Annotated in this window: 21 protein-coding genes, 1 tRNA gene and 1 pseudogene; 10 read left to right on the top strand and 13 right to left on the bottom strand. The window is 72.0% G+C overall.

All coding sequences use genetic code 11. From position 1 onward, the window contains the following. Positions 1 to 93 precede the first annotated feature (93 nt). Positions 94 to 951 carry a TatD family hydrolase gene (locus ACYVL2_RS17935; protein ID WP_460545896.1) on the top strand — a complete coding sequence of 286 codons (858 nt, stop codon included), beginning with the start codon at positions 94 to 96 and terminating at the stop codon, positions 949 to 951. A gap of 387 nt (positions 952 to 1,338) precedes the next feature. On the opposite strand, the pseudogene ACYVL2_RS17930 reads toward ACYVL2_RS17935, so the two are convergent. Continuing rightward, positions 1,339 to 2,577: pseudogene (locus ACYVL2_RS17930) on the bottom strand (copper resistance CopC/CopD family protein); the annotation flags it as partial. 65 nt (positions 2,578 to 2,642) lie between these two features. Between ACYVL2_RS17930 and ACYVL2_RS17925 the strand changes: the two are divergent. Then, complete coding sequence (locus ACYVL2_RS17925) at positions 2,643 to 3,371, top strand: DsbA family protein (RefSeq protein ID WP_460545860.1); 729 nt, start codon at positions 2,643 to 2,645, stop codon at positions 3,369 to 3,371. 1 nt (position 3,372) lies between these two features. Here ACYVL2_RS17925 and ACYVL2_RS17920 read toward each other — a convergent pair whose 3' ends face one another. From ACYVL2_RS17920 to ACYVL2_RS17905, 4 genes are read right to left on the bottom strand one after another with little or no spacing between them, the layout of a single operon-like run. Next, on the bottom strand, positions 3,373 to 4,122 hold the full coding sequence (locus ACYVL2_RS17920) for an energy-coupling factor ABC transporter ATP-binding protein (RefSeq protein ID WP_460545858.1): 750 nt from the start codon (positions 4,120 to 4,122) through the stop codon (positions 3,373 to 3,375). Further along, positions 4,119 to 4,880: an energy-coupling factor transporter transmembrane component T family protein gene (cbiQ, locus tag ACYVL2_RS17915; RefSeq protein WP_460545856.1), complete on the bottom strand. Its 762-nt coding sequence runs from the start codon at positions 4,878 to 4,880 to the stop codon at positions 4,119 to 4,121. The genes ACYVL2_RS17920 and cbiQ overlap by 4 nt, the downstream gene beginning before the upstream one ends. Next, positions 4,877 to 5,230, bottom strand: coding sequence for a PDGLE domain-containing protein (locus ACYVL2_RS17910; protein WP_460545854.1), 354 nt, complete (start codon positions 5,228 to 5,230; stop codon positions 4,877 to 4,879). The genes cbiQ and ACYVL2_RS17910 overlap by 4 nt, the downstream gene beginning before the upstream one ends. After that, positions 5,231 to 5,938 carry an energy-coupling factor ABC transporter permease gene (locus tag ACYVL2_RS17905; protein WP_460545852.1) on the bottom strand — a complete coding sequence of 236 codons (708 nt, stop codon included), beginning with the start codon at positions 5,936 to 5,938 and terminating at the stop codon, positions 5,231 to 5,233. It lies immediately after the preceding gene. Positions 5,939 to 6,130: 192 nt separating this feature from the next. On the opposite strand from ACYVL2_RS17905, the gene bcp reads away from it, so the two are divergent. Beyond that, a complete protein-coding gene (gene bcp, locus ACYVL2_RS17900) occupies positions 6,131 to 6,601 on the top strand; it encodes a peroxiredoxin (protein WP_460545850.1) in 471 nt (156 codons plus the stop codon). 8 nt (positions 6,602 to 6,609) lie between these two features. Here the strand turns inward: bcp and ACYVL2_RS17895 are convergent, their stop codons facing one another. Together ACYVL2_RS17895 and ACYVL2_RS17890 are read right to left on the bottom strand one after the other, a co-directional pair. After that, positions 6,610 to 6,885 (bottom strand): hypothetical protein, encoded by a 276-nt coding sequence (locus ACYVL2_RS17895; protein WP_460545848.1) that lies wholly within the window; start codon positions 6,883 to 6,885, stop codon positions 6,610 to 6,612. 43 nt (positions 6,886 to 6,928) lie between these two features. Beyond that, positions 6,929 to 7,010 (bottom strand) — tRNA-Leu (locus tag ACYVL2_RS17890). Between the two features lie 93 nt (positions 7,011 to 7,103). On the opposite strand from ACYVL2_RS17890, the gene rph reads away from it, so the two are divergent. The 3 genes from rph to ACYVL2_RS17875 all read left to right on the top strand — a co-directional run bounded on the left by rph (position 7,104) and on the right by ACYVL2_RS17875 (position 9,362). Beyond that, positions 7,104 to 7,829, top strand: coding sequence for a ribonuclease PH (gene rph / locus ACYVL2_RS17885; RefSeq protein WP_460545846.1), 726 nt, complete (start codon positions 7,104 to 7,106; stop codon positions 7,827 to 7,829). Positions 7,830 to 7,834: 5 nt separating this feature from the next. Continuing rightward, positions 7,835 to 8,419 (top strand): non-canonical purine NTP pyrophosphatase, encoded by a 585-nt coding sequence (rdgB, locus tag ACYVL2_RS17880; RefSeq protein WP_460545844.1) that lies wholly within the window; start codon positions 7,835 to 7,837, stop codon positions 8,417 to 8,419. Between the two features lie 88 nt (positions 8,420 to 8,507). Then, entirely contained in the window at positions 8,508 to 9,362 is an 855-nt protein-coding gene (locus tag ACYVL2_RS17875) for an SDR family oxidoreductase (protein ID WP_460545842.1), read from the top strand. Here ACYVL2_RS17875 and ACYVL2_RS17870 read toward each other — a convergent pair. Then, positions 9,343 to 9,798 (bottom strand): peroxiredoxin, encoded by a 456-nt coding sequence (locus ACYVL2_RS17870; RefSeq protein ID WP_460545840.1) that lies wholly within the window; start codon positions 9,796 to 9,798, stop codon positions 9,343 to 9,345. The genes ACYVL2_RS17875 and ACYVL2_RS17870 overlap by 20 nt on opposite strands. Positions 9,799 to 9,991: 193 nt before the next feature. On the opposite strand from ACYVL2_RS17870, the gene ACYVL2_RS17865 reads away from it, so the two are divergent. Together ACYVL2_RS17865 and ACYVL2_RS17860 are read left to right on the top strand one after the other, a co-directional pair. After that, entirely contained in the window at positions 9,992 to 11,152 is a 1,161-nt protein-coding gene (locus ACYVL2_RS17865; RefSeq protein ID WP_460545838.1) for a lytic polysaccharide monooxygenase, read from the top strand. A 90-nt stretch (positions 11,153 to 11,242) separates the two neighbouring features. Beyond that, a complete protein-coding gene (locus tag ACYVL2_RS17860; protein ID WP_460545836.1) occupies positions 11,243 to 12,124 on the top strand; it encodes a hypothetical protein in 882 nt (293 codons plus the stop codon). Positions 12,125 to 12,137: 13 nt separating this feature from the next. On the opposite strand, the gene ACYVL2_RS17855 is transcribed toward ACYVL2_RS17860, so the two are convergent. From ACYVL2_RS17855 to ACYVL2_RS17835, 5 genes are read right to left on the bottom strand one after another with little or no spacing between them, the layout of a single operon-like run. Then, the gene (locus tag ACYVL2_RS17855; protein ID WP_460545834.1) at positions 12,138 to 13,784 is read right to left on the bottom strand and encodes a DUF885 domain-containing protein; all 1,647 of its coding nucleotides are present in this window, start codon (positions 13,782 to 13,784) and stop codon (positions 12,138 to 12,140) included. A 21-nt stretch (positions 13,785 to 13,805) separates the two neighbouring features. Continuing rightward, positions 13,806 to 14,333 (bottom strand): NADH-quinone oxidoreductase subunit J family protein, encoded by a 528-nt coding sequence (locus ACYVL2_RS17850; protein WP_460545832.1) that lies wholly within the window; start codon positions 14,331 to 14,333, stop codon positions 13,806 to 13,808. Continuing rightward, the gene (locus ACYVL2_RS17845) at positions 14,330 to 14,797 is read right to left on the bottom strand and encodes a 4Fe-4S binding protein (RefSeq protein ID WP_460545830.1); all 468 of its coding nucleotides are present in this window, start codon (positions 14,795 to 14,797) and stop codon (positions 14,330 to 14,332) included. The genes ACYVL2_RS17850 and ACYVL2_RS17845 overlap by 4 nt, the downstream gene beginning before the upstream one ends. Positions 14,798 to 14,855: 58 nt before the next feature. Next, the gene (locus ACYVL2_RS17840) at positions 14,856 to 15,461 is read right to left on the bottom strand and encodes a response regulator transcription factor (protein ID WP_460545828.1); all 606 of its coding nucleotides are present in this window, start codon (positions 15,459 to 15,461) and stop codon (positions 14,856 to 14,858) included. After that, positions 15,458 to 16,630: a sensor histidine kinase gene (locus ACYVL2_RS17835; protein ID WP_460545826.1), complete on the bottom strand. Its 1,173-nt coding sequence runs from the start codon at positions 16,628 to 16,630 to the stop codon at positions 15,458 to 15,460. Before ACYVL2_RS17835 ends, ACYVL2_RS17840 begins: the two co-directional genes overlap by 4 nt. Before the next feature lie 123 nt (positions 16,631 to 16,753). Here ACYVL2_RS17835 and ACYVL2_RS17830 point away from each other — a divergent pair, with 123 nt between their 5' ends. Both ACYVL2_RS17830 and ACYVL2_RS17825 read left to right on the top strand, forming a co-directional pair. Next, positions 16,754 to 17,692 carry an ABC transporter ATP-binding protein gene (locus tag ACYVL2_RS17830; protein WP_460545824.1) on the top strand — a complete coding sequence of 313 codons (939 nt, stop codon included), beginning with the start codon at positions 16,754 to 16,756 and terminating at the stop codon, positions 17,690 to 17,692. Beyond that, entirely contained in the window at positions 17,689 to 18,468 is a 780-nt protein-coding gene (locus ACYVL2_RS17825) for a hypothetical protein (RefSeq protein ID WP_460545823.1), read from the top strand. The genes ACYVL2_RS17830 and ACYVL2_RS17825 overlap by 4 nt, the downstream gene beginning before the upstream one ends. Positions 18,469 to 18,753 lie beyond the last annotated feature (285 nt).

Here is an 18,753-nt window from a genome sequence, read left to right as displayed (position 1 = left end):
GCGTCACGTGTCAGCGATGTGAAGTCGACGTTACGGGTCGCACCGCGCCTGAGCGGCAGCGAGGCGGGCGCGTCGCCATGGCATGGTTGAGGCGTGAAACGATCCGATCCAGCGCCCGCGCCCGAGCCGCTCCCGGCCCCGATCTGCGACAGTCACACCCATCTCGACATCGTGGCCTCCGGCCATCCCGCCGACGCGTCGGTCACCCCCGAGCCCGGCGACGAGACCATCCGCGCGCTGGTCGACCGGGCCGAGGCGGCCGGCGTCGCGAACCTGGTGCAGGTCGGCACCGACGTCGACTCCTCCCGGTGGGCCGCCGACCTGGCCGAACTCGACCGCAGGGTCCTGGCCGCGGCGGCGCTGCACCCGAACGAGGCGCCGCTCGTCGGCGACCTCGACGCGGCCCTGGCCGCGATCGACGAGCTGGCCGCCCGCGACCGGGTCGCCGCGCTCGGCGAGACGGGCCTGGACTACTTCCGCACCGGCGAGAGCGGCCGCGACGCCCAGCAGCGGTCGCTGCGCGCCCACATCGAGATCGCCAAACGCCGCGGCAAGACCCTCGTCGTCCACGACCGCGACGCCCACGCCGACGTCCTGGCGATCCTCGACCAGGAGGGCGCGCCCGAGCGAGTGGTGCTGCACTGCTTCTCGGGCGACGAGGCGTTCGCGCGCGAATGCGCCGGCCGCGGGTTCTTCATGAGCTTCGCCGGGAACGTCACCTTCAAGAACGCCGAGCCGCTGCGCGCGGCGGCGTCGGTCGCACCGGCCGAGCTCGTGCTGGTCGAGACCGACGCGCCGTTCATGGCGCCGGTGCCGGTGCGCGGCCGGGTCAACCGGCCCGACCTGACCGCCCACACCGCCCGGTTCCTGGCCGAGCTGCTCGGCCGCGACCTCGAGAAGTGGTGCCTCCAGCTGGGCGAGAACTCCCGCCGCGCCTTCGGCGACCGGTAACTCGAGGTCCAGGACCGCCTCGGCGGTCGCCGAGTCGCCGCCTGCGTCGGTGAGCGTGAACGCGAAGACGTACCGGCCGGCTTCGGGCACGCTGACCTGGCCGCCGAGGACGCCTTCGCGCAGTTCGACGAGCCGCAGCGTGTCGGGTTCGGCGCCCTCGGCGCCCCACTCGGCCTCCCATGCGACGGCCTCGAACGGTTCGCCGTCGGCGCCGGTGACGAGGATCCGCACCGCGTTCGCGCCCGGACGTCCCGGTTCGAGCACCAGCTGGCCCGAGAACGCCTCCGTGGTCACCAGCGCGGCGAGCTCTCCGGTCTCGACCGGGGACGCCTCGCCGCCCTCCAGCAGCGCGGTCTTCGCCGGCACCGCCTGCACCAGTACCGCGACGGCGGCCAGCACGACGCCGGCGAGGACGATCTCGACGCCGAGCAGTCGCCGCAGGGCCGGCGCGGCTCCGGGGCCGCGCAGGACGGCCCGGCGGGTGAGCAGGCCGACCGCGACGATGAGGCCGAGGACGGCGGTCTTGAGGGCCACGAGGTTCCCGTAGCGGGTGTCGGTGAGCGCCTCGAGCGAGTCGATGTGCAGCAGCGCGCTGGCCAGCCCCGCGACGACGAGGGTGGCCAGCAGCCACGGCACGAGCGCCGTCCAGGCGCGGCGGGCGCGCTCGGGGACGTCGGCGTCGCGTTTGAGCGAGTGGGCCAGCAGTGCGGTGATGCCCCCGGCCCAGGTCAGTCCGGCGGCGGTGTGGAGGCCGTCGGCGGCGAAGGCGACGGCGACCGGTTCGGAGGCCATGGGGTGGCCCGAGAGCGGCCAGGTGGCGGTCAGGGCGAGGCCGACGGCGGCCAGCGCGGCCTGGGCGGGGCGGCCGGGCGTCTCGGTGGCGGTGACGAGGCCGCGCAGCAGCGGGAGGGCGATCAGGACGATGAGCAGGCGCAGCAGCGCTGCCATGCCGACGTTGGATTCCATTGCCGATTGGAGGGCGGTCGCTTCGAGGCCGGTGAGCGGTACGCCGGATTCGTAGGCGGCTTGGAGGGCGATGCCGGCCACGGCGGTGAGGGCGACGGCGCTGAGTCCGGCGGCGATCAGGCGGGCGCCGAAGGCTCGTGGTCGGGCGCCGGTGGTGACCAGGACGCCGGTGCCGAGGGCGAGGGCGAGGCCGGCGTAGCCGAGCCAGCGGTTGGTGTAGAGCAGGGCCCCGACGAGGCCGTCGGTGTCGGCGTCGAGCGCTTCGGCGCCGGGCGGTTCGGTCTGGTGTCCGACCGAGAAGGTGTAGGTGCCGGCGATGGGGTGGCCGTCGTGGGAGACGACGCGGTAGCCGACGAGGTAGGTGCCTTCGAGGTCGGCGTCGAGGTCGATGGTGAGGGTGGCGGGATCGTCGGTGTCGGCGATGCCGGTGTCGGCTCGGTCACCATTGGGAGCGACGACGCCGGTCGCCGCGTCTACGGGCGTGACTGGTTCGTTGAACTCGACGACGACCTGGTCCGGTGGCGTGTCGAGGATGTCGCCGGAGGCGGGTTGGGTGCCGGTGGCGGTGGCGTGGGGCCAGGCGGGGGCGGCCCAGAGCGCGCCGGTGGCCGCCGCTGCGAGGCAGAGGGAGGCGAGGCGGGTGGGGCGGAGGCGTGACACGCCGCCGACATTACCGAATCCGTTTCGCGTTTTGATCGATGGTTTGAGGGAGGCGTTTGAACGACATGGGAAAGTCGCAGCGCAAGCAGGCCGCCGAGGCCCTGCGGAGGCGGCAGGAGGCCGAGGCCAGACGCAGGAAGATCGTCTTCGCCGTCGCGATCGGCGCGGCGGTGGTCCTCATCGGAGGGCTGCTGGGGCTGGGGATCTGGATGAACCGCGGGCCGGACTACGAGGTCAACACCCCGGCCGCGGAGACCACCGACGACTACGCGGTGCGGATCGGCGACGGCGCGACGGTCGTCGACCTGTACATCGACTACCTGTGCCCGGCGTGCAGGGATTTCGAGCAGGCCTACGCCGACGACATCCAGGGGTGGGTCGACGAGGGCTCGGTGACGGTGAACTACCACCCGATCGCGATCTTGGACCGGCTCAGCCAGGGCACCGAGTATTCGACGCGGGCCGCTTCGGCGGCCGTGTGCGCCGCCGACGTCGGCGAGCAGGAGTTCCTTGACTACACGGTGGCGCTGTACGAGGCTCAGCCGGCGGAGAACACGCCCGGCCTGTCCGATGAGGAACTGAAGTCGATCGGCGAGGAGGAGGCGGGCCTGGGCGCGGACTGGCGGCGATGCGTCGACGGCGAGACCTACCACGGCTGGGTCCGCGAGGGCACCGAGGCGGCCACCGGCCGGCAGGGGGTGCAGGGCACGCCGACGGCCAGGGTGAACGGCGAGTCGGTCGAACTGGCCGATTTCGCCCAGGAGGTGAACGCGGCGATCGAGGCCGCGTCCTGATTCACCGCATCGCGGCCAGGGCCGCTTCGAGCGAGAACCCGAACGGCAGTTCGAGCCGGTGCCGTTCGAGGAGGTCCTGGTCGGCGAGGAGCTCGGCGGTCGGCCCGTCGGCGACGATCCGGCCGCCGTCGAGGATCACCGACCGCTCGCACAGCTGGAGCGCGTACGGCAGGTCGTGGGTGACCAGCATGAGCGTGGGGGCGAGGTCGCGCAGGAGATGGGCCAGTTCGCGGCGGGCGGCCGGGTCGAGGCCCGCGCTCGGCTCGTCGAGGACGACGATGTCGGGGCGCATCGCGAGGATCCCGGCCAGCGCGGCGCGGCGCTGCTGCCCGACCGAGAGGTGGTGCGGTGGCCGGTCGGCCAGGTCGGCCAGGCCGACGTCGGTGAGGGCGGCTTCGACGCGGCGGCGCAGTCGGTCGCCTTTGAGGCCGAGGTTGGCCGGGCCGAAGCCGACGTCGTCGGCGACGGTGGGCATGAACAGTTGGTCGTCGGGGCTTTGGAAGACGATGCCGACGCGGCGGCGGATCTCGGGGAGTGTCCGTTTGCCGATCTTCAGGCCGCTGACGGTGACGGCGCCTTCGGTGGCGCCGAGGAGGCCGGCGAGGTGGAGCATGAGGGTGGTCTTGCCGGCGCCGTTGGGGCCGAGGACGGCGACGCGTTCGCCGGGTTCGACGGTGAGGTCGATGCCGGCCAGGGCGCGGTGGCCGTCGGGGTAGACGTGGCCGAGTCCGGTGATGTCGAGGGCGTTCATGCGGCGACCGCCGCCCAGACGGCGAGGCCGGCGGCGAGCGCTGGAGGGGCCATGGCGGCGCTCCACTGGCCGGGTCCGGCTCCATCGGGTGCGACGTCGAACGGCAGTCGGCCGGTGTAGCCGCGGGCGGCCATGGCGTGCCAGACGCGTTCGCCGCGTTCGAAGGAGCGGATGAACACGGTGCCGAGGCCGGCGGCGATCGCTCCGGCCTGCCACAGGAACCGGGGGTCGTCGCAGCGGGCGAGCCGGGCGCGGCGCATCTGGGCGACTTCGGCGGCGGTGAGGTGGGCGTAGCGGACGGCGAAGGCGGTGATCTGGAGGAGGATCTCGGGGCAGCGCAGCCGGGAGAGTCCGGCGAGCAGGGCGGGCACCGGGGTGGTGGCGGCGAGCAGGAGCGCCGCCCAGACGCCGAGGGTGGCCTTGGCGATGAGGTTCCATCCGGCCCACAGGCCTTCGACCGACAGCGTCATCCCGGCCCACGCGACGGTCTCGCCGTCGGCGACGAACGGGAAGGCGAGCGCGAGGAGCACGAACGGCGTCTCGACCAGGCTGCGGGTGGCGATCCACTTCGGTGGGATGCGCGCGATCGCGAACAGGGCGAACAGGGCGGCGGCGCAGCCGCCGAAGGCCCACATCGCTTCGCGGGGCGTGGCCACGACCGCGAAGGTGAACGCGACGAGCGCTACCAGTTTCACCTGCGGGGCGAGCCGGTGCAGGGGCGTGTCGCCGGGGCGGTGGAGCCCGTCGGCGCCCCTCATGCGCCTTCGCCGCCGGTTTCGGCGCCGCGTCGGCGGGCCAGGAGCCGGAACAGGCCCCAGGCGATGCCGAGCGCGACCGCCACGCCGATGATGCCGGACAGGGAGCCGCCGAGCATGTCGTTGCCGACGAAGCTCATGCCGTAGTCGGACAGGGGTCCGCCGATCTCGTGCTCGGCTTCGTTCTGGGCGACGCAGGCGCCGCCGGTGATCTCGCCGTCGGCGTCGGTCTGGCAGCCTTCGAGCATGGCCGATTCGAGGCCGTCGGGCGATGAGGAGGCGTACAGGGCCACGCCGCCGGCGAGGACGAGCGCGAGAGCGAGGCCGGCGAGGACGAACCTGGAGGTCTTCATTTAGGCGGTCTCCTTCGCGAGGCGGGCCTGGGGCCGGTCGAGGCGGCCGCCTTGGAGGGCGTGGACGAGGTCGGGGCGGGAGAGGGCGACGGCGGTGACGGCGGCGGCGCTGATGACGCCTTCGCCGATGCCGATGAGGACGTGGGTGCCGAGGATGGCGCCGGCGATGGCGCCGAACGACTGCCCGATCGCTTCCCCGCCGATGGCGAACTGGAGGAGGAACCCGGCCGAGGCGGCCACGACGCCGACGACCGAGCCGGCGAAGACGGCGACGGTGAGGCCGGTGCGGGTGCGCGGCGCGATCTTGAGGGCCAGGGCGATGACGGCCCAGGCGGCGACGGTCGAGATCACGGCCATGTTGACGATGTTGAGGCCCAGGGCCGTGACACCGCCGTCGGCGAACAGGAGCGCTTGCACGGCGACGACCACGGTGACGCAGAGCACGGCCATCCAGGGTCCGAGGAGGGCGGCGGCGAGCGCACCGCCGACGAGGTGTCCCGAGACGCCGGCGGCGACCGGGAAGTTCAGCATCTGCGCGGCGAAGATGAACGCGGTGGCGAGGCCGGCGAGGGGGACGAGCCGGTCGTCGAGGCCGCGGCGGGCCGCGGCGACGCAGGCGGCGACGGCGAGGACGGCGGCGGCCGCGAACGCCAGTGAGGTGGGGATGTCGATGATCCCGTTGGGTATGTGGAGCGCGAGGTCGGACACTGTCTGCCTTTCGACCGGGGTGGTGCCGGGCCGGGCTGGATGCCGGGCGCCGGCGGTGGAATGGAGCCCGCCGTTGGGCTATTGCAATAATTTTGCAATAGCAAGGGGGTGCTTGTCCAGTGGGGGTCGGTCGCAGCGTGTGTCCATCCGGCTCCCAGGCGATTGTCAGGGACGGGCGGTAGGGTCCATTGCGTGAACGTACGACTTCAGCCTGGTGACGCAGCACCTGACTTCACGCTTACGGCCGATACCGGCGACACCGTGACCTTGTCGAGCCTGCAGGGTCGCAAGGTCATCCTGTACGCGTATCCGCGGGCGATGACTCCGGGGTGCACGAAGGAGGCCTGCGACTTCCGCGACAGCCTCGCGGGCCTGCAGGCGGCCGGTTACGCGGTGTTGGGGATCAGCCCGGACGAGCCGGCCTCGCTGGCGAAGTTCGTCGACCGCGACGGCCTGACCTTCCCGCTGCTGTCCGACCCCGAGCACAAGGTGCTCGAGGAGTACGGGGCGTGGGGCGAGAAGAAGAACTACGGGCGCACGGTGCAGGGCGTGATCCGTTCTACCTTCGTGATCGACGAGGAGGGCCGGATCGCGCTGGCGCAGTACAACGTGAAGGCGACCGGTCACGTGGGGCGGTTGAAGCGGGAGCTGGGCGTCGACTGATCGGCCCGTCACTGCTGGGCTTTGCGGCCCTGCCGTTCCATCAGGCGCAGGAACCAGCGGCGGTGCTTGCCGGATCCCTGGCAGCAGACACACGGGTGGAAGCGGCGCTTCCACACCCATGAGAAGCGTTTTCCGGTGCCGCCGCACCAGAGGCATTTGCGCCACGGGTGGATCATGGAGTGGACCGCGCCGTACAGGATGACGGCCAGCAGCGCCACGCCGGCGACGCTCGCGAGCATCTCGGCCCCGGGCATCGATCCGGCGGCCAATGGAGCAACTTCCATGGCGGTATGAATACCCGCTGAAGCGAATATCAATCACCCTGTGTGCACGAGGGGGGACTCGAACCCCCACGCCCGAAGGCACAGGAACCTAAATCCTGCGCGTCTGCCAGTTCCGCCACTCGTGCTCGCCGACCGCGCCGGGGCGCGCCCGCGGCACCGCTCCGGTGAGCAGCAACCAGTGTGTCACACGCCTGTTCGTTCCCGTAGGCTGGTGGATGATGACTCGACCCGACAAGCGCGCCGCCGACGAGCTGCGCCAAGTGAAGTTCACTCGCTCCTGGACCGACCACCCCGAGGGCAGCGTCCTCGTCGAGTTCGGCCGCACTCGGGTGCTGTGCACCGCCTCGGTCACTCCGGGCGTGCCCCGCTGGCGGCGCGGCACCGGGGAGGGCTGGGTCACCGCCGAGTACTCGATGCTCCCCCGCTCGACGCACTCCCGGTCGGACCGGGAGTCCATCCGCGGCAAGATCGGCGGCCGCACGCACGAGATCTCCCGGCTCATCGGCCGGTCGCTGCGCGCCTGCGTGGACTTCAAGGCCCTCGGCGAGAACACCATCACCCTCGACTGCGATGTGCTCCAGGCCGACGGCGGCACCCGCACGGCCGCGATCACCGGCGGCTACGTGGCCCTCCACGACGCGGTCGCCTGGCTCAAGGAGCAGAAGCTCGCCCGCAAGCCCGAGAAGGTCCTCACCACCTCGGTGGCGGCCGTCAGCGTCGGCATCGTCCGCGGCGCGCCCGTGCTCGACCTGCCGTACGAGGAGGACGTCGCCGCGGCGGTCGACATGAACGTGGTCCTGACCGGCGAAGGCGACTTCGTCGAGGTCCAAGGCACCGGCGAGGAGTCGACCTACACGCGCACCGAGCTCGACCAGCTGCTCGACCTGGCCGTCAAGGGCTGCAAGGAGCTCGCCTCGCTGCAGGCCCGGACCCTGGTCTCGTAGCGGCGATGAAGGTCCTGCTGGCCACCCGCAACGCGGGCAAGATCGCCGAGCTGCGCCGGATCCTCGCCGAGGCCGCGCCGTCGGTCGACCTGGTCGGCCTCGACGCGGTCGACCCCTACCCCGAGACCCCCGAGACCGAGTTGACGTTCGCCGGCAACGCGCTGCTCAAGGCCCGCGACGGCCTCCGCCGCACCGGCCTGGCGACGATCGCCGACGACTCCGGGCTGGCCGTGGAGGCGCTCAACGGCATGCCGGGCGTGCTCTCGGCCCGCTGGGCCGGGCGCGCGAAGGACGACGCGGCGAACAACGCGCTGCTGCTCGACCAGCTCGCCGACCTGCCCGACGAGCGTCGCGGCGCCAAGTTCGTGTGCGCGGCCGCGCTCGTGCGGCCCGACGGGAGCCACCTGGTCGTCCACGGCGAGATGCACGGCCGCATCGCCCGCGCCGAACGCGGCGCGAACGGCTTCGGCTACGACCCGCTGTTCATCCCCGACGGCCACGACCGCACCAGCGCCGAACTCGACCCCGACGAGAAGAACGCCATCTCGCACCGCGGCAGGGCCTTCAGGGAGCTCGCGAGCCGCATCTGAGCGGCCCCGCTCCGAGACTTCCCGTATGCCCCGCGCCGCGCGGCCGACTGTGCTGTCATGGGCGGGGGCACCGTCGAGGGGAGGCACCATGTTCGCAGTCACCGGCGCGACCGGCAATCTCGGCCGCCTGGTCATCGAGCACCTGCTGGAACGCCAGGTCGAGCCGCAGCGGATCGTCGGCCTGGCCCGCAACGTCGACCAGGCCGGCGACCTCGCCGACCGCGGCATCGACATCCGTCAGTTCGACTACGACCGGCCCGAGACGCTCGAGCCGGCCCTCGCCGGCGTCGAACGCCTGCTGCTCATCTCCGGCAACGAGATCGGCAAACGGCTCGACCAGCACCGCAACGTCGTCGACGCCGCCGAGCGCACCGAGGTGGGCCTGCTGCTGTACACCAGCATCCTCCACGCCGACACCTCCCAGATCGCGCTCGCCGACGAGCACATCGCCACCGAGCACCGCATCGCCGACTCGGGCCTGAGGCACCTGATCCTCCGCAACGGCTGGTACCTGGAGAACTACACCGGCAACATCGACCAGGTCGTGGAGTCGGGGACGCTCTACGGCGCGGCCGGCAAGGGCCGCGTCGCCGCCGCCTCCCGCAACGACTACGCCGAGGCCGCCGCGGTGCTCCTGACCGAGGACCACGGGATCGACAAGGTGTTCGAGCTGTGCGGCGACGAGCCGTTCACCTACGCCGAGCTGGCCGCGGTGATCGGGGAGGTGGCCGGCACCGACGTGGTCTACCAGAACATGGACCCCGACGCCTACCGGCACGCGCTGGTCGAAGCGGGCCTGCCGCTGGAGGCGGCCACGGCGATCGCCGACGCCGACGAGGGCATCGCTCGCGGCGACCTCGACTCGAACTCCACGGACCTGACCGACCTGATCGGCCGCCCCACCATGAGGCTGGTCGACGCGGTCAGGGGCGCGATCCTCTGAGGATCTCCAAGGCCTTGTCGGCGTGGGCGTTCATGTTCACTTCGCTCTTGACCACGCCCAGGACGGTCCGGTCGGCGCCGATGACGAAGGTCTGGCGCCGGGCGGGCATGATCCCGAGTCTGCGGTTGACGCCGAAGATCTCGGCGACCTCGCCGTCGGCGTCGGACAGCAGCGGATAGCCCAGGGAGTGCTTGGAGGCGAACTCGGCCTGCTTGGCGACCTCGTCGGCGGAGACGCCGACCGGTGAGGCGCCGGCCTCGGCCAGGTCGGCCGCGAGGTCGCGGAAATGGCAGGCCTCGGCCGTGCAGCCCTTGGTCATCGCCGCCGGGTAGAAGAACAGGACCACCGGCCCGTCGCTGACCAGTTCGCCGAGGCTGCGCCGCTTGCCGGTCTCGTCCGGGAGCGTGAAGTCCGGGACGGTGTCGCCGATATCCATGGAAGCCAGTCTAGCCAGTGCTCGCATCGGGACGCGGGGTCGTTTGCGGATACCCCGTTTATATCGATAGACTCGAATATTACAATGGCCATGTACGGTGTGGGTCGCCACACCGGAACATCCAGTACAGCAGTAAGGCGCGGGTTCGACAGAGCCAGGTTGGGAGCGCTCCATGACGACAGAGGAGAACCTCATGTCCACAGCAACAGCCGTGGGCCTGCACAGTAAGCGCCGCAGGCTCATCGCGATACTGGCGCTTGCCGTCGCATCGGCATTGGCGGTCGCCCTGTCGACCGTCTTCACTCAGGAGCGCGCCGAAGCGCACGGCGCCAACGTCTTCCCCGGATCGCGCCAGTACTTCTGCTACTTCGACGCGCTCAGCGAGACCGGTGGGCTCGACCCGTACAACGAGATGTGCCAGCAGGCGCTCGACCAGAGCGGCTCGGGCGCCTTCTACAACTGGTTCGGCAACCTCGACTCCAACGGCGCGGGCCAGACCACCGGGTACATCCCCGACGGCCGCATCTGCGACGGCGGCGGCAGGGGCCCGTACGACTTCTCCGCGTTCAACACCCCGGGCAACTGGCCGAAGACCCACGTGACCAGCGGCGCGACCTATGAATGGCGCCACAACAACTGGGCGGCCCACCCGGGCCGGTTCGACCTGTACATCACCAAGCCCGGCTGGAACCCGAACCAGCCGCTCGGCTGGGGCGACCTCGAGAAGTTCCACACCTTCCAGGACCCGCCCCAGAACGGCGGCCCCGGAGTCGACGGGAACTACTACTACGGCAGCCTCACCCTGCCGCAGCGCTCGGGCGAGCACATCATCTTCACCCACTGGGTGCGGTCGGACTCGACCGAGAACTTCTACTCGTGCTCAGACCTGGTCTTCGACGGCGGCAACGGCGAGATCAGCGGCATCCGCCCGGGCGCGAACCTGCCCGGCAACGACGGCGGCGTGACCGACCCGGACCCGACCGAGCCCGACCCCACCGAGCCGGACCCGACCGAACCCGACCCGACCGAACCCGACCCGACCGACCCGAGCGACGCCGAATGCACCGCCACCGCCAGCGTCAACAGCTGGGGCTCGGGCGCCACGGTCACCATCACGGTCACCAACAACGGCGCCTCGGCCCTGAACGACTGGATGATCCACTGGATGTGGCCGCCCGACTCGGGGATCACGGTCACCAACTCCTGGAACGCCGAGCTCTCGGGCCAGGGCGACATGCAGATGGCCGGCCCGGTCGACTGGAACGCCAGCGTCGCCGCCGGCCAGTCGATCGACTTCGGCTTCAACGTGAACGGATCGCTCACGCAGATGCCGGAACTGGACTGCATGGCCTGACCGAAATCAACGAATAATCATCACATTTCGGCTCCTCCTCTCGGGGACGCACTGCGATACTGAACGCAGGCGCACTCGGGGGGAGGAGCCATGTCAACGGCAGCACCGACCGGCACGGCCCGCGGCGAACCGATGGACGCCGCCACCCGCGCCGGCTTCGTCGTCCGCTCCCACATCGGCGACCAGATCGACGCCCTCGGCCGCGCGATCGCGCTCACCGAACGGCACGAGACCGGATCGGTCGGCCGAACCTGCGCCATCGTCCACCGCATCCGCACCGCCGTCCGCGGATTCCGGCACCTGTTCATCGACTCCCCGCGCGGCGGACCCGAACTCGACCGCCTCCAGGCCGCACTCAAACACGCCGAAGACCTCGAGGCGCTCCGCGACCACTTCACCGACCGGTTCGCGCAGGCCGGCCTGGCCGCCGGCGAGTACCCGCGCTGGCACCACGCGCTCGAATCGGCCCGGACCGACGGCTACCGCGAGGTCGACCGGATCAGCTCCCAGGCCTGGGTCGCCGTACTCCTGGAGCAGGTGCGGCTGTTCGCCGACCACGCCCGCTTCGCGCCCGACGGCCTCAAACCGGCCTCATCGCTCATCGGAGTCCTCACCCGCGCCAAACACCGCCTGCTCGACGCCCACGCCGGCCAAGGACACGCCCTCGACCTGGAAGCGGCCCGCGAGCGGACCCGCGAGGCCGCCCGCGAAGCCCACGACCTGGCCGCGACCGTCCGCCCCGCGCTCGGCCGGGCCGTCGACGACCTGCTCATCCCGGTCACCGACCTCGAACGCCTGCTCGGCCGGTACCGGCTGTCGGCCATCGCCAGGAACTGGCTGCTGCGGCTGCCCGCGGCCGACCGGGCCGAGCGCCTCACCGCCGGACTGCTCGACCTCGAACGGCGCGAACTGCTCGAGCTGAGCGAAACGGTCGACGAGGCCGCCGCTGCGATGGCGCGGCTGTGGCGCTGAGCGGCTCCCCCGGTCACTCCTCGCGCAGCACCGCGGCGAGATTGTCGAGCCCGATCGGCCCGAGGTTCAGCGCCCTGGTGTGCCAGGCCTTGAGGTCGAAGTCCGCTCCGGCGCGGGCCCTGGCCTCGTCGCGGGCGGCGATCCAGGCGCGCTCGCCGAGCTTGTAGCAGATCGCCTGCCCCGGCCAGCCGGCGTAGCGGACGATCTCCGGGTGCGCCCGGTGCTCGGCGATGCGGCCCCGCTCGCGCAGCACCTCGAGGGCCACCTCGAAGTTCCACCGCTCGCCGTGCCGCTTCGCCTCGGCCGGCGGCAGCGGCAGGTCCAGGTGCCAGCCGATGTCGATGACGACCCTGGCCGCCCGCAGCGCCGATCCCTTGAGCATGCCCAAGCGGGTGGCCGGGCTGGAGTGCCAGCCCAGTTCGTCGGCGAGGCGCTCGGCGTACAGCGCCCAGCCTTCGGCGTGGCCCGACAGCGAGCCGTGGACCTTCGCGAACCGGCTGAGCCGGTCCCCGGCGACCTTGGTCTGGCCGATCTGGAGGTGGTGGCCCGGGACCCCTTCGTGGAAGACGGTGGTCAGCTCGCCCCACACGGTGAAGCGCTCGCGCTCGGCGACCGGCCACCAGGTGCGGCCCGGCCGTGAGAGGTCCTCGCTGGGGCCGGTGTAGTAGGCCGAGCCGGCCGAGGATCCGTGGACGAGCTCGACGTCGAGCTTCATCAGGCGCGGGTCGATGTCGAAGTGGACGCCGTCGAGCGCTTCGAGCGCCCGGTGGTGCTGCTCGGTCAGCCAGGCGAGGTAGGCCTCGTCGTCGGCCAGCGCCTCGGTGCGGTCGAGGTGGGCGACGACCTCGTCGAGGTCCGCTCCGGGGAGGATCCGGGCGGCTTCGGCGGCCATCTCGTCCTCGATGCGGTGCAGCTCCTCCCAGCCCCACCGGTAGGCCTCGTGCGGGTCGAGTTCGGCGCCGAGGGTGCGGCGGGCGTGGAGCAGGTAGCGCTCCTCCCCCACCGCGTCGGCGCTCTCGGCGTGGGGAGCGTAGTCGTTCTCGAGGTATTCGGCGGTGGCGCCGAACGCGGCGTAGGCGGCCGCGACCGCCTCGCTCAGGTCGCGCGACTGCGGGCCGTCGCCGTAGGCGGCCAGGTGCTTGTCGAACACGCGGGAGTCGGCGTTGCGGCGGGCCTGCACGGCCCCTTCGAGGACCTGCCGGATCGCGACGGTCTGGCCGGCCTCGACGCCGGCGTTCATCGTCTCGCGCCAGGTGGCGAGCATCTCGGGGATGGCGCGCACTCGCGCGACGACGGTGCGCCACTGGTCCTCGGTGCCCCTGGGCGCCAGGTCGACGTACGAGCACAGGCTCTGGATGAGGCCGTACGGAACCCGCAGTGCCCGGCGCCACTCGCCGGCGTCGTACAGCGCCAGCTCCGTCTCCAGGCGCTCGGCCATGTGGAGTCTCGCGAGATCGTCTTCGGGCCCGGTCGACTCGAGTCCTCGCAGGCGCTCCAAGGTCCGGCGGGCCGATTCGGCCCGCTCGGCCTCGGCGCCGGGGCCCAGATCGGAGGCGACGCCGAAGTCGCCCTTGATCCCGAGCATGCCGGCGGCCATGGGGTGCAGCCGGGCGAACGAGGTGATGTACTCGTCGGCCAGCGCGAAAATCGGTGACGTCATGGCCCCTAGCTTACCGCCCGGCTAGTGCCGGTCGGTGGCGTGTTCGTCGCGGGCGGTGCGGCGGGTGGAGAGGGCCACGGCGCCGACCAGCGCGGCCAGCAGCAGCAGGGAGAGCACTTCGAACGGCAGGACCCAGTCGGCGAAGACCGCTTCGCCGACGGCGGCGGCGTCGCCGCGGCCGCGTTCGGCGAGGCTGATGCGGGTCCAGCCGAAGGCGCCGGTGAGGACGGCGGCGAGGCCGAGTCCGGCGCCGCCGGCGATGAGCGCGCCGGGGGTCCGGGCGCGGTCGAGTTCGTCGGAGGGGTCGGTGGGGGCGTGGGTGAGCATGGTGGCGAACAGCAGGAGGACGACGATGGCGCCGACGTAGATGAGGACGAGGACCCAGGCGAGGAATTCGGCGGTGAGGACCAGGGCGGCGCCGGCGATCCCCGCGAAGGCGACGGCGAGCCAGAGCCCGGCGCGGACGATGCGGCGGGTGGTGACCACGGCGAGGCCGGCGCCGAGCGCGACCAGGCCGAAGGCGGTCAGGAGGAGGTCGGTGAGGGTCACCGGTCACCGCCGGAGTCGGGCAGCGCCGATTCGGGGACGGTGTCCATCCATTCGCCGAGGTGCTCCTTGTCGTGGAGGAGGTCGCGGATGTCGCCTTCGGCGTAGTCGAAGTCGGGGGCCCAGAACAGGGCGTCGAAGGGGCAGACGTCGACGCAGATGCCGCAGTACATGCACAGGGAGAAGTCGATGTCGAACCGGTCGAGGACGTTGACTTGGCGGGACCGCGCGGCGCCCTCCTCCTCGACGGTCTCCTTGTGGGAGTCGATGTAGATGCACCAGTCGGGGCATTCGCGGGCGCAGAGCATGCAGGAGGTGCAGTTCGGTTCGAGGAGCGCGATGACGCCGCGGGTGCGTTCGGGCAGGTCGGGGCGCTGCTCGGGGTACTGGCCGGTGACCGTGCGGCGCGTGGCGGTGCGGGCGGTGGCGGCGAGACCGCTGATGAGGCCGCTCCCGGGAACCTTCATGCCCTCATGGTCGCAGATCGGGGGCGGGCTCGCTACCCGGCGAGGCCGCCGATTCGGTTCAGATCCAGCCTTGTTCCCAGGCGTGCTGGGCGGCGGCGTGCCGGGTGCGTTTGCCGAGTTTGCGCATGGCGGTGGACAGGTAGTTGCGGACGGTGCCGGGAGCGAGGTGGAGTTCGGCGGCGATCTGGTCGATGGTGCCGCCGCCGCGGGTGGCGCGGAGGAGTTCGAGTTCTCTGGCCGTCAGCGGCGATTCGTCTTCGGTGAGCGCCGAGGCGGCGATCTCGGGGTCGATGTACCGCTTGCCGGCGTCGATGTCGCGGATGATGCGGGCGAGCTGCTCGGCGGGCGCGGTCTTGGGGACGAAACCGGCCGCGCCGGCGGCGAGGGCGCGGCGCAGGACGCCGGGGCGGGCGTGGCGGGTCACGAGCATGACGTTGGTGCCGGGGCGGGCCCGGCGGATGCGCTCGGCGGCCCACAGGCCGTCTTGGGGCGGCATTTCGAGGTCGAGGACGGCGATGTGGGGAGCGTGGATCTCGGCGAGGGCGACCGCTTCGGTGCTGCTGGAGGCCTGGGCGACGACGGTGATGTCGTCCTCGAGTTCCAGCAGCGCGGCGAGCGCGTCGCGGATGAGGGTCTCGTCGTCGGCGATGAGCAGTTCGATCACGGCTGTTCCTCGATGTCGAGCGGGAGGGTGCCGGTGAGGGTGAACCGCCTGCCCTCGAGCGCGGCGGTGACGGTGCCGCCGGCTTCGGCGAACCGTTCGGCGAGCATGGCGATGCCGTTGCCGGAGGGATGCTCGGCTTCGGCGGCGCCGTCGTTGGCGACGGTCGCGGTGACGGCCGTGCCGTCGGCGGCGACGGCCAGTTCCGCGGCGCGGGCGCGGGAGTGGCGCAGCATGTTCGTGGTCGCCTCGCGCACGAGGAGCCCGAGGAGGCGCTCGGCGCCGGCCCGCAGCCGGGGCGCATCGGCGCGGACGATCGTTTGGATGCCGGCCGAACGCAGGACGCGGCCCGCGGAGTCGATCTCGTCGGCGAGCGAGACCTTCCGGTAGCCCGAGACGACCTCGCGAGTGTCGTCGAGGGCTTGGCGGGCGAGGGCCTCGACCTGCTCGAGCTCAGCCTCGGCGCGGGCCGGTTCGCGCTCGACCAGGCGGCGCGCGAGCTGCGCTTTGAGGGCGATGGCCTGGAGGTGCCCGCCTTGGATGTCGTGCAGCTCGGAGGCGAAGCGGAGCCGTTCCTCGGCGACGGCCAGCTCCCCGGCGACGGCGCGGGCGTCGTCGAGGCGTTCGGCGATCTCGTAGAACCACCACTGCCCGATGACGCCGCCCAGCACCGAGGGGGTGAACAGGAGACTGAAGACGACCATGGAGCCGTCGGCCAGTCCAGCGGCGGCGATCGCGATCGAGGCCAGAATGATCACGCCGCTGGACAGCAGCGACGACCGCAGGTGGCGGCCGCGCCCGTACTGGAGCAGCCGCGCCGCCTCGAGGATCACGGCCGAGGACACCCAGGCGCCGCTGATGTCCCGCTCGACGGCCCCGATGGCGAGACCGGCGGCGACGGTGACCCATCCGGCCGCCAGCAGCCGGCGCATCGTCCGCGACCCGGTCCGTTCCAGGAACACCCACAATGCCGCGGTGCCCAGGACGCCGGCGGCGAGCAGGAGCACCGCCGAGACGATCGCGGCCGGGCCGTAACCGTCGGCGGCGGCGTCGCCGACCAGGAAGAGCATGCCGGTGAACAGCACGAGCGGGCCGGTGGCCAGCACCGTCCAGTACGTGAAGCGGTGGATGCGGACCAGGTCGCGAGTGGGCGGGGACGGGTCGCGGAGCACGGGAAGATTGAACCACCCGCGAGCCCGAAATGACAAAAGTCATCCCGCCGCCTCACATTCGCACACCGCCCGGTGCTGTTTCGGCACTACCGGACCGGCCCCCGCGGCGGCGATGCTGGTGGCATGAGCATCGCAACGCGAAGCGGCCCCGCCGCACCGGAGGGCTCGGCAGTGGCCGCCCGGGACCTGACGTGCCGGTACGGGACGTTCACCGCCGTAGACGGCGTCTCCTTCGAAGTGGCCGAGGGCGAGCTGTTCGCCCTGCTGGGCACCAACGGCGCCGGCAAGACCACCGCGATCGACGCGTGCTGCGGCGCCCGCCGCCCCGACGCCGGATCGGTGCGGGTACTGGGCCGCGACCCGGCCCGCGACCGCCGGGTCCTCGCCTCGCGGGTCGCGGTGATCGGCCAGGAGGGCGGATTCGCCGAGGAGCTCACCGCACTGGAGACCCTGCGGCTGTGGAACGACCTGCACGGGCGGCGCGGCGACCCCGGGGCGCTGCTGGACCGGGTCGACCTCTCCGGCGGCGCGGGCAAGCGCGTGGGCGCCCTGTCGGGCGGGGAGCGGCGCCGCCTCGATCTGGCGATGGCGCTGGCCGTGCGCCCGCGCGTCCTGTTCGCCGACGAGCCGACCACCGGCCTCGATCCGAAATCGCGCCGCACGGCGTGGACGCTACTGCGGGAGCTGGTCGACGCCGGGACCACCGTGCTGCTGACCTCGCACTACCTGGACGAGGTGGCCGAGCTGGCCGACCGGGTCGCGATCATGGACGGCGGCGCACTGGTGCGTTTCGGGACCGTCGAGGAGATCACCGCTGAGCACGAGGCCGCGATCACCGCGCGGGTGCCGCGCACCGTGACCGGCCTGGACCTGCCGGTGCTCGACGGGCGGCCGACCCTCGCCGACGGCCTGCTGAGCGTCCGCACCGCCCAGCTGCAGCGGGACATGCACCGGCTGCTGACGTGGGCCGACTTTCAGGGCATCGAGCTGGAGGGCCTGACGGCCCGGCCGGCGTCGCTGGACGAGGTGTTCGCCGAACTGGAGACGGGGATGGAGCGATGAGGACGACCACCGTGGAGGACGACCGGACGGCGCGGCCGGCGGGAGGACCGGCCTGGTGGCTGCTGGCGCGCGCCGAGGCCCGATTGATCGTGCGCAACCGGACGGTGCTGCTGTCGGCGGCGGTGATCCCGGCCGCGTTCGGTCTGGGCCTGATCTTCTTCGACGTCGGGTACCTCGTGGGCGCGCCGGGGGCGCTGGCGGCGATGCAGATGATGTTCCTGCAGCTGTTCGGGGTGTACATGACCGCGACGATGACCCTCGCGGCCCGAAGGGGCGGGCTGTACCTCAAGCGGCTGCGGACCTCGCCGGTCTCGACGGCGGGGATCGTCGCGGGCCTGACGGTGCCGCTGGTGGCGCTCACCGGGGTGCAGACGGTGCTGGTGTACGCGGCGTCGGCGGCGGTGAACGGCACGTCGCCGGCGTCGCCGCCGGTGCTGGCGGCCTCGTTCGCGCTGTCGTCGGTGACGATGATCGGCTTCGGGTTCCTGACCGCGGCGTTCACCTCGACTCCGGAGGCGGCCCAGTACACGGTGATGCCCGGTTTCGTGGTGCTCATGGTCGGCATGTCGTGGGTGCAGGTGACCGATGCGGCGTCGCTGGGACCGCTGCCGCTGCTCATCCCTGGGGCGGCGCCGACGGCGCTGGCGCGGGCCGGCTGGGACGGCCCGGTGGACTGGACGGGCGAGGTCGTGCTGGCGCTGGCGATCGGCGCGGGTGTGGCCGCGGCGGTGTGCTGGGCGGCGGCGAAGCGGTTCCGCTGGCAGCCGAGGGGTTGATGGTTGAGAATGGCTCGTGTTTCCTGGTCCCGCAGGGGAATGCGTGTCATTTCTCCCACCTTCGGGTGATGCCGTTCCGGGTCCGATCTAGGAACGTGGCCGGGGGTGGGTCTTCGACTTTCGGGCGGTGCGTGGTCGCGGTCTTCTGGCGGCGACCGCAGGGTGAGAGGGCGGTCGGGGTTTGGTTCTCGGCTCTCGGGCAGTGCGTGGCGCGGGTTTCTTGGCGGCGACAAAGAGGCGGCGGGGCCTTTGAGGCCGTGTCCTCGTGGCCGGGTCCGGTGCCGG

Source organism: Glycomyces halotolerans, assembly GCF_054779575.1.
The sequence above is the reverse complement of the archived record's forward strand: the minus strand, read 5'-3'. Positions and strand labels throughout refer to the sequence as shown.

Coding starts and splice junctions, on each gene's coding strand:
- rph (WP_460545846.1), top strand. CDS start 7,104: ATGACTCGACCCGACAAGCGCGCCGCCGACGAGCTGCGCCAAGTGAAG.
- ACYVL2_RS17895 (WP_460545848.1), bottom strand. CDS start 6,885: ATGGAAGTTGCTCCATTGGCCGCCGGATCGATGCCCGGGGCCGAGATG.
- ACYVL2_RS17865 (WP_460545838.1), top strand. CDS start 9,992: ATGTCCACAGCAACAGCCGTGGGCCTGCACAGTAAGCGCCGCAGGCTC.
- ACYVL2_RS17910 (WP_460545854.1), bottom strand. CDS start 5,230: ATGAAGACCTCCAGGTTCGTCCTCGCCGGCCTCGCTCTCGCGCTCGTC.
- ACYVL2_RS17855 (WP_460545834.1), bottom strand. CDS start 13,784: ATGACGTCACCGATTTTCGCGCTGGCCGACGAGTACATCACCTCGTTC.
- ACYVL2_RS17825 (WP_460545823.1), top strand. CDS start 17,689: ATGAGGACGACCACCGTGGAGGACGACCGGACGGCGCGGCCGGCGGGA.
- ACYVL2_RS17830 (WP_460545824.1), top strand. CDS start 16,754: ATGAGCATCGCAACGCGAAGCGGCCCCGCCGCACCGGAGGGCTCGGCA.
- ACYVL2_RS17870 (WP_460545840.1), bottom strand. CDS start 9,798: ATGGATATCGGCGACACCGTCCCGGACTTCACGCTCCCGGACGAGACC.
- ACYVL2_RS17925 (WP_460545860.1), top strand. CDS start 2,643: ATGGGAAAGTCGCAGCGCAAGCAGGCCGCCGAGGCCCTGCGGAGGCGG.
- ACYVL2_RS17845 (WP_460545830.1), bottom strand. CDS start 14,797: ATGAAGGTTCCCGGGAGCGGCCTCATCAGCGGTCTCGCCGCCACCGCC.
- rdgB (WP_460545844.1), top strand. CDS start 7,835: ATGAAGGTCCTGCTGGCCACCCGCAACGCGGGCAAGATCGCCGAGCTG.
- ACYVL2_RS17860 (WP_460545836.1), top strand. CDS start 11,243: ATGTCAACGGCAGCACCGACCGGCACGGCCCGCGGCGAACCGATGGAC.
- cbiQ (WP_460545856.1), bottom strand. CDS start 4,880: ATGAGGGGCGCCGACGGGCTCCACCGCCCCGGCGACACGCCCCTGCAC.
- ACYVL2_RS17875 (WP_460545842.1), top strand. CDS start 8,508: ATGTTCGCAGTCACCGGCGCGACCGGCAATCTCGGCCGCCTGGTCATC.
- ACYVL2_RS17920 (WP_460545858.1), bottom strand. CDS start 4,122: ATGAACGCCCTCGACATCACCGGACTCGGCCACGTCTACCCCGACGGC.